Below are 7,973 nucleotides of genomic sequence, written 5' to 3' on the forward strand. Positions count from 1 at the left end.
CAGATAAAAATGCCCTGGATAAAGTACTGCCTTGGTCAACAACACTTCCAATCGTTTGTAAAGATTTTAAAAACTTACCTAAATAATAACGCGATCCCCACCTGCTTCACAGGTGGGGATTATTTTACGCTTACCTTTCTACTACAACAATATCTCCTGGTCTCAATTTGTCTTTTAGACGATTTAGCTCTGGACGGTTTGATTTTGTTCCTGTCATTTTTTCTGTAAGAATTTCATTACAATTATATTTCTCTAATAGGTCCAATTGACGTGCTAAATCTTGTTGACGAGTACTTACTCGAGCATAACCATAAATATACTTATTCATAAAAAAATACCACCTTTTCAATATAATTATATTACAAAGGGTGGTATATGAAATGCAGATTTTGAGCAATCTTTAGAGACAATATTTCTTATGATTTTGAGCTATTTTATATTCATAGTAATAATGTCTCAAAAACATTCGTTTTTGAAATGTGTGACTTTCCAAAAAATATCATTATATAATATTTATTAAAAATCGGATAATGCGAATAGTATGAAGTAATTTAGCCAATATAATATTATAAATGGATTTTATAGGGAGTTTTTTGATGACAAAAATCAACATCACACAGCTTTTTACGATTTTTATATTAAGTATGGGGTTAACTAATCATGTCATTGTTATCCCGTTCTTAATTAATGCTGCAGGTCGTGATGCATGGATAAGTGTAATTATTGGTTATATATTAACCCTTTTGTTCTCCTTATTATTATTGTATGTTACAAGGAAATTTCAATCAGTATCTATTTTTGAATGGATATCATCTACATATTCCAGACTGCTTAGTCGAGTAATTGCTTTTTTATTGTTCATTTATTTAACTATAACTGGTTTTATTACTTTAAAAGAAACGGTATTATGGATAAATGAAACTTTTTTGTTTAATACACCGGTAGTAGTGGTATCTTTATTCATTCTAACCGCATCCATTTATATTTCATACGGTAAGATAAATGTAATTGCCATTTGTGCAGGTGTTGTACTTCCATTCGTTATTATTTTTGGTTTGTTTGTCGCAATTGGTACCATTCCTGATAAAAACTTTACACTTATTACGCCTGTATTAGTGGAGAATGGGTGGAAGGAAGTGATTCATGGTTCACTTTTTGCATTTGGTTCAGCCATTGAATTAATTTTACTGATATTTTTACAGCATCGCGTCGATAGAGAACTGAAGTTTTTACACATTTTACTTCTCATCATTTTTTTATCCATTCTAACTGTCGGACCACTACTTGACAGTATCTCAACTTTTGGAGTAGAGGAAGCAGGGAAATTGAGATATCCTGCCTTTTTTCAGTGGCGTATCTTAGGGATAGGTAATTATTTCAATCATCTCGATTTTTTTTCCATTTATCAATGGTTATCTGGTGCTTTTATCCATATAAGCATGATTTTATATATGATTACATTGCCCTTTGACATTAAGAAGAAAAAACAGCGTTTTTATATTCAAGCCTTTATTTGTGTTATCTATCTAATTGTCATTACATTACCTATTTCAAATGAAGAATTCTTCACCTTTTTATCACGATTTTATTACATTGGAAGTATCTTTTTTGGTGTTTTTATCACAGTTTTTATTGCCTTTTTAATTAAAACTTCAACGAACAGGGTGTCTACAAATGAAAAGGGATAATTATCAAATAGATGAACGGTATATTAAGAATCTTTTCCGACATTCAACAGATGTATCGGTTGAGAAACAACACCTATATGGAAATAATAATAAGGAACAAATACTTATTATTTACTGCAATGGGTTAATTGAACATAAATTATTAATAAATAGTATACTTCCAGACATTCAAAACAAATATTACCGTGATGGATTAAAAGGTGTTGATAATATAAATTGTTCCGAACGCATTACATTGCGTAAGCATGAAATAAATGTTGATAATACGCTTCAAGAAAAAGTTTTCAATGGCTATACAGCAATACTGATTACTGAAACTTTATATTTCTTTAATACATCCAGTCCACCAAAACGATCACCAGAGGAATCTCATACCGAGGTATCTTTGAGTGGTCCAAGAGACGCTTTTGTTGAAGATTTAAGTACAAACATTGCTTTAGTGCGAAAACGGCTTAAATCGAATTCTTTTGTAACAAAGTCTTTTACCCTTGGTAAAAGAAGTCAAACGCAAGTTCGATTAGTATACATAACGGATATACAAAATAAAAAAGTAATTAAGGAAGTTACACATCGTTTAAAAAATATAGATATAGATATTGTAAACAGCGACAACCAATTACTAGTACTCCTTGGTGGTTCTAATTACTCTCTTTTTCCATTAATGCGATCTGTCTCTCGACCAGATGGTGTTGTCAGTAGTCTAGTTAGAGGCAGATTTGCTATTTTTATTGATAATGTTCCTAATGTTTTAGTTGCACCAGCAAATTTAGGAGTGATTCTCCATACTTCAGAGGATGAACATACACCTTATTTCTATGCTTCTTTTGAGCTTTTACTTAGACTTTTGGGGTTGATGTTGTCCTTATTTTTACCAGCTTTTTGGGTATCGTTATCTGCATTTAATGTAGACCAAATTCCACTTCCGTTACTTGCAACAATATCATCTTCTAGACTAGGTATACCTTTTAATACAGTAGTTGAAGTAATATTAATGATTAGTTTATTCGAATTATTTCGCGAGGCTGGTGTCAGATTGCCAAAAGCGGTGGGGCAAACTGTAGCAGTTGTAGGTGGATTAATCATAGGTGATGCAGCAATTAGAGCAGGTTTAACGTCTCCAACTATGTTGGTTATTACTGCAATTACAGTTATATCAACCTTTACACTAGGTAGTCAGGTTCTTTATGGTACAGTTTCAATCATACGACTCTTTTCAATTCTTCTTTCTTCTGTTCTAGGAATGTTTGGTTTTTTTATTAGTATCTATTTAACACTTGGCTATCTTGCTAAGCTAGAATCTTTTGGTATTCCTTATCTAAGTCCAGTCTCACCATATGTAAAAAACGATTTCTCTAAATCTTTACTGAAATATCCTGTTGACCAACAAAATGAACGCGCAAGAATCCTTGACACAAATGATACTGACCGTCAGGGAGATGAAAAAAAATGAAACAATTAATCGTCCTGCTGATGATAGCATTCGTATTATTGATTTTAACAGGATGCTGGGATGAACACGAAATTGGTGAAGTGAATTACGTCACAACAATAGGAATTGACTATAAAGATGAAAAATATATATTGTATGTTCAATTACTTGATTTTTCCAATGTAGCTAAAACGGAAGGTGGCAAATCGGAACAACCCGTGCCATTATATATAGGCACTGGTTCAGGTCGTACTATTAATGATGCTATCTTCGATTTATATCGAACATCCCAACAAACTATGAACTGGTCACATATAGGAGCAATTATCTATTCAGAGTCTGTTTTGGAAAAAGGTATAAAAAAAGTGGAGGAATCCTTAAAGAAAAATGGAGAATTTCGTTATACACCATGGATGTTCGGAACAAAAGAGTCAATTGAAAAAATACTTAGCTCAACTGGCTTTTTTCAACTGCCACCATTATACACGATCTTGTATAAGCCAACAGATACATATTATCAATATTCTTATATAAAACCGATGCGTTTGCATAAATTTATTTCGATTTATAATGAACCAGGAGGAACAGCTTTGCTGCCTTCTATTTCTATTAACGAAACAGATTGGAAGGAATCTGTTACAGAACCAAAAACTAAAAGCACCTTAAAAATAAATGGTGCTTTTCCTGTAAGTGAAGGAAAGTATAAAGAATGGTTGTCATATGAAGAGCTTACTGGTCTCAGATGGACGCAAAAAAACATTAAAAATACACCAGTAGATATTATTGAAGATAATAAAATTAAGGGTGTTGTAAGAATAACGTCACCTTCTGTAAAAATAAATGTAGTTAGGGATGGAGAAAAATTCCATTTCAACATACATGTTGATGCAAAAGGAACATTAACAGATTTGGAAGAACACCTTTCCTCAAAAAAAATAGAAGAATTGGTAACAAAACAGATTGAAGCAGAAATAAGGTCCACTTATCAAAATGGAATTGATAAGGAAATTGACGTATATAGTCTAAAAAATATACTTTTCCATGATAGGGTTAAACCACAACAATTAAAAGATTATACATTATCTGCTAATTCTATAAAAAATGTTACAGTAAATTTTCTCTTAGAAAACAGGGGTTTATATAATTGAAACTTGAGTTAGATATACTTAGTTGATAATTCAACAAAACAGAAGCAAAAGCTAAAGCAAGGCTATCCACTTCCTTTAGGAATGGAAATTCAGCTTTGTATTGTGCAGGGGTAGGGTACTTGATAGACTTATCAATGCTTTCTTGAGATTACTTATAAGAACTAATTCTATCAGCAAGCATTTTGTTATATACAAAGCGTACACATCCAAAGGTTTTCGTAAAGAATATGCGTTGTTCTGTATTTGGATAGATACGGTATTTGTATGCTTTTAACATTGTCCACACTTACTTTCTGCCCTTGCGTTTCAATATATTGCTTTAGGACTTCTAACGGTGCACCACCCACTGTTAGTAAGCAGTAGCTTTGTGACCAGAAGTATTCTTTCCATAGCTTCTGTCAAAGCTTTTAGGCTATCACCTAACCGAAATTCATCCCCTCCTTATTCTTGGGCTTCGCCCTTCACAGAATCGAAGAAGGGGAATTCTTTCGGAAAACTGTTAAAGGGGAGTTAAATTACCGCAAACGGGTGCGTTTCTGAAGCAAGCTCCTGGTCCAATTTTTTAATTTTAATGTTGAGAATTTGGACTTTTTATATTTATTCATAGTGCAAAATAGCCTTTAAAACAGGCGCAAAGTAACTCCAAAAGTGACAAATCAGCTGGACTTAATTGGCTCTTAAATCTAGTTAGGGGCGGAAGCATCACAGTTATAATGAGTGACCGCGATCGAGCTTCCCTAGAAGTAAAAAAGGCAAAGACAAAGATTGTTCCTCATCTAGAAGGAGACCAGCTAAAGGTAAATATTGAAACGAAGATCGAGGGAACACTTGCTGATAATATGACAAAAGAAGAGTTCAATGAAGCATACCTGAATAAAGTCGAGAAGAAAATTTCTCAAGAAGTTGAGAAGTTAATGCTATCATCCTTAACAAAACTACAAGAACTTGAGACTGATATTACTGATTTTGGATTAATTATTCACCAAAGATCTCCTCAAGAATGGAAAAGAGTTCAACCTAAATGGGATGCCATCTTTGCTAATGCCGAAGTCAAAATAGATGTTAAAGCGCTCAATTTTGGTAGAGCGTTTGTTTGATATTGATGTTGGTCGCTGCTTGAGCCATTTTGTTGGAAAACGAATGAATGTATCCTTAAAATCACGAAAGTAAGTTGGTGCCAGTGGTGCCATGTAGGGAATTCCTAATGAAGTTAAAGACACCATATGGGTGATTAGACCAAGTAGGGCAACAATCAACCCGAACATTCCAAACATGGTGCTAGAAATTAATAAGGCAATCCGAAGTAAAGCTGTGATATCTGCTATCGGGGTAATGATAAATGCGGATATATATGAAATAGAGATAACCACGATAGTCGGCGCTCCGACAAGGCCAGCCGTAACAGCTACTTGTCCCAAAATCAAGGCACCAACAATGCTTAATGCCGATCCAACAGCTTGCGGGAGTCTTACTCCAGCCTCACGAACCACTTCAAACATTAGAATCATTAAGAACATTTCTAACCAAAGTGAAAATGGCACCATCTCCCGTTCCTCAATAATAGGAATAAGGAGATCTGATGGAATCATTTCTTTGTTAAAGTTAAGCGCAGAGATGTACAAAGCTGGAAGGGTCGTACTTATTATAAAAGCAAAGACTCGAATGATCCGAATAAATGAACTGTAATAAGGCCGAGAATTGTAATCTTCAATCGTTTTCAAGTTGTCTAGAAAAAAAAAGAGGGATGTATAAGCAAACAGGATCACCATCCGTTAGAATCAGTATTCTTCCGTCTAATAGCAAAGCAGCTGCTGTATCAGGTCTTTCCGTATTTCCGATAGTGGAAAAAATAGAATAAGGATGGTCTTCAATAAATTGCTCGATATCTCCTGAACCATGAATCCCATCTACTTTTATCTGTCCAAGACGTTTCCTAGCACGACTAACTAATTCCTCATCCGCAAGCCCTTTTATATAAGCAATAACAATTGCGGTTTGACTTATCTTACCGATTTTTATGGTGTCAAACTGTAAGGAGGGATGAGAAATTCTGCGTCGCAGTAGAGAAATGTTCACAGCAGAGGATTCTATGAAACCATCCCGCGCCCCACGGACAGCTTTTTCTGATTCGGGTTCCTGAACGGCACGGAGAAATTCAAATGCTTCTATATGGACAATTAAACCTGTACTAAATCCCTCAATGAGTAATAATAATTTTCCTTTTAAGACTTCCTGAACAGCTTTAGTAAATTCGCTTTCCTCAGTAACTTTTTTCGCTGAAAGCTTCTCTTGTATTTGGATTAGAGGTTCCTGTTCGTTTTTAGAGAATGGTTCATCTACAAGTGGTTTTAACACACTTTCACGGACTGTCATTTCTAAAACTAATCCATCGATGAATGTGATCAGCACTTGACGTAAGTCACCATTTTGAAAATGAATCGGGAATCTTCGGTATACAATATCCGGACTGTTTCCTAATTGTTCTTTAAGATTACGTTCATTTTCATCCAGTTTCGTTGAAAATGGATTTAGTTGATCATATCTATCAGATTTTTGTTCATTGCTTTTATTTTGAACGTTTTTTAGTATTTTTTTTAATTTATATGGACGTTGCAACAGAAATGCTCCTTTATTATATTTATGGTTAGTATTGGTATCTTTAGAAAAAATATGTGTTGTTTCTCATCCCTTTCATACCATAGTGATTCGATTTAGCTAATAAAATAACTACTAAAATTAACAAGCTATACGAAAAAGAATAAAACAAAAATTTTTGTTTTAAAGGGCAGTTTATTTTAAGATCTGCAACTAGGTTACATAAAAAGGAGCAAGTACAAAGAAGTGTACTCGCCCTTTTTAAAACAATGTGGAATTGATGATACTAATGGAATACTAATGCTTAAGCCAATGTCGGTATTCTTAATGATGCAGATCTTAACTTGGTGTTTATTTTTTCAATTAAGAAGTGGATTTTAACCAACAGTGAAAACAGGGCTGATATTAAGCTCTTAAATGAAGTATTCAAAATACATCCCTCCACATTGAAATTTAGTGTTATAAATAACACCAAGTTTATTTTTGCCCTTTGAAAACAAATTAATTCGTTACACCCTTTATGATGGCAGCTCGATCCTCCATTTGTGGTGGTTCTTCAAACCACCCATTTTTAATCCTAATTTCAATCCCTTCTTGTCCATAAATATAAATATCTTTGACTAGTAATGCTGTTTTCATGGTAATATCATTTCTATATGTAAAAAATGTACCAAAACTACTTCCCACAAGACTGAACCCGTTGAGAAAATGAACACATGCCATCATAAGCTTGTCAGAAAATGGTGCTACCGTTGAAGTAGTGACGGTACTTCCAGAAGTAGCAGAGAATTGAACATCACTATCCATAAGAATTTCTGTCATTACTTTTATTTGTTTTTTCGCAAGTTCTTTACCTTTTACAAAATATTGCTTCACATCTTTATTTTTTGCACATTGGGCAAATCCAGTAATGAGTTGCATTCCAATATTATTTGTTTCAATTCCATGATGAAGAAAACCAAGTTCAATATCATTTAAAGCCCTTTTATCACTGAATGGTTTAAAACCACTCATATAGCTTTCGGATTAACCCCCGAATTTTGGACAATATCACTCTTAATCTAGCTTTTTCTTAAAATTACATTGTTTTTCGTTTCCTTTTGTCCTTTTTGG

At 33.7% G+C, this 7,973-nt stretch carries 6 protein-coding genes and 4 pseudogenes; 4 read left to right on the plus strand and 6 right to left on the minus strand.

What is annotated here, in order from left to right:
• Positions 1 to 136: 136 nt before the first annotated feature.
• Positions 137 to 328: pseudogene (locus tag J2S07_RS21250) on the minus strand (recombinase family protein); the annotation flags it as partial.
• A 268-nt stretch (positions 329 to 596) separates the two neighbouring features.
• Here J2S07_RS21250 and J2S07_RS21255 point away from each other — a divergent pair.
• From J2S07_RS21255 to J2S07_RS21265, 3 genes are read left to right on the plus strand one after another with little or no spacing between them, the layout of a single operon-like run.
• Positions 597 to 1,688: a GerAB/ArcD/ProY family transporter gene (locus J2S07_RS21255; RefSeq protein WP_307152390.1), complete on the plus strand. Its 1,092-nt coding sequence runs from the start codon at positions 597 to 599 to the stop codon at positions 1,686 to 1,688.
• Positions 1,675 to 3,138 (plus strand): spore germination protein, encoded by a 1,464-nt coding sequence (locus J2S07_RS21260; protein WP_307152391.1) that lies wholly within the window; start codon positions 1,675 to 1,677, stop codon positions 3,136 to 3,138. Before J2S07_RS21255 ends, J2S07_RS21260 begins: the two co-directional genes overlap by 14 nt.
• A complete protein-coding gene (locus tag J2S07_RS21265; RefSeq protein WP_307152392.1) occupies positions 3,135 to 4,265 on the plus strand; it encodes a Ger(x)C family spore germination protein in 1,131 nt (376 codons plus the stop codon). Before J2S07_RS21260 ends, J2S07_RS21265 begins: the two co-directional genes overlap by 4 nt.
• A 28-nt stretch (positions 4,266 to 4,293) precedes the next feature.
• Here J2S07_RS21265 and J2S07_RS21270 read toward each other — a convergent pair.
• Positions 4,294 to 4,542: pseudogene (locus J2S07_RS21270) on the minus strand (helix-turn-helix domain-containing protein); the annotation flags it as partial.
• A 13-nt stretch (positions 4,543 to 4,555) separates the two neighbouring features.
• Positions 4,556 to 4,663, minus strand: a pseudogene (locus J2S07_RS21275) (transposase); the annotation flags it as partial.
• Between the two features lie 303 nt (positions 4,664 to 4,966).
• Between J2S07_RS21275 and J2S07_RS22020 the strand changes: the two are divergent.
• Positions 4,967 to 5,362 (plus strand): Ger(x)C family spore germination C-terminal domain-containing protein, encoded by a 396-nt coding sequence (locus J2S07_RS22020; RefSeq protein WP_370872915.1) that lies wholly within the window; start codon positions 4,967 to 4,969, stop codon positions 5,360 to 5,362.
• Positions 5,363 to 5,428: 66 nt separating this feature from the next.
• Here J2S07_RS22020 and J2S07_RS21280 read toward each other — a convergent pair.
• The 3 genes and pseudogenes from J2S07_RS21280 to J2S07_RS21290 all read right to left on the minus strand — a co-directional run.
• Positions 5,429 to 6,034 (minus strand): annotated as a pseudogene (locus J2S07_RS21280) (spore germination protein); the annotation flags it as partial.
• A complete protein-coding gene (locus J2S07_RS21285; RefSeq protein ID WP_307152394.1) occupies positions 5,973 to 6,881 on the minus strand; it encodes a spore germination protein in 909 nt (302 codons plus the stop codon). The pseudogene J2S07_RS21280 and the gene J2S07_RS21285, both read right to left, overlap by 62 nt.
• Positions 6,882 to 7,361: 480 nt before the next feature.
• Positions 7,362 to 7,874 (minus strand): DUF3231 family protein, encoded by a 513-nt coding sequence (locus tag J2S07_RS21290; RefSeq protein ID WP_307152395.1) that lies wholly within the window; start codon positions 7,872 to 7,874, stop codon positions 7,362 to 7,364.
• Positions 7,875 to 7,973 lie beyond the last annotated feature (99 nt).

This window comes from Anoxybacillus andreesenii, from assembly GCF_030813005.1.
Classification (GTDB): Bacteria; Bacillota; Bacilli; order Bacillales; family Cytobacillaceae; genus Robertmurraya; species Robertmurraya andreesenii.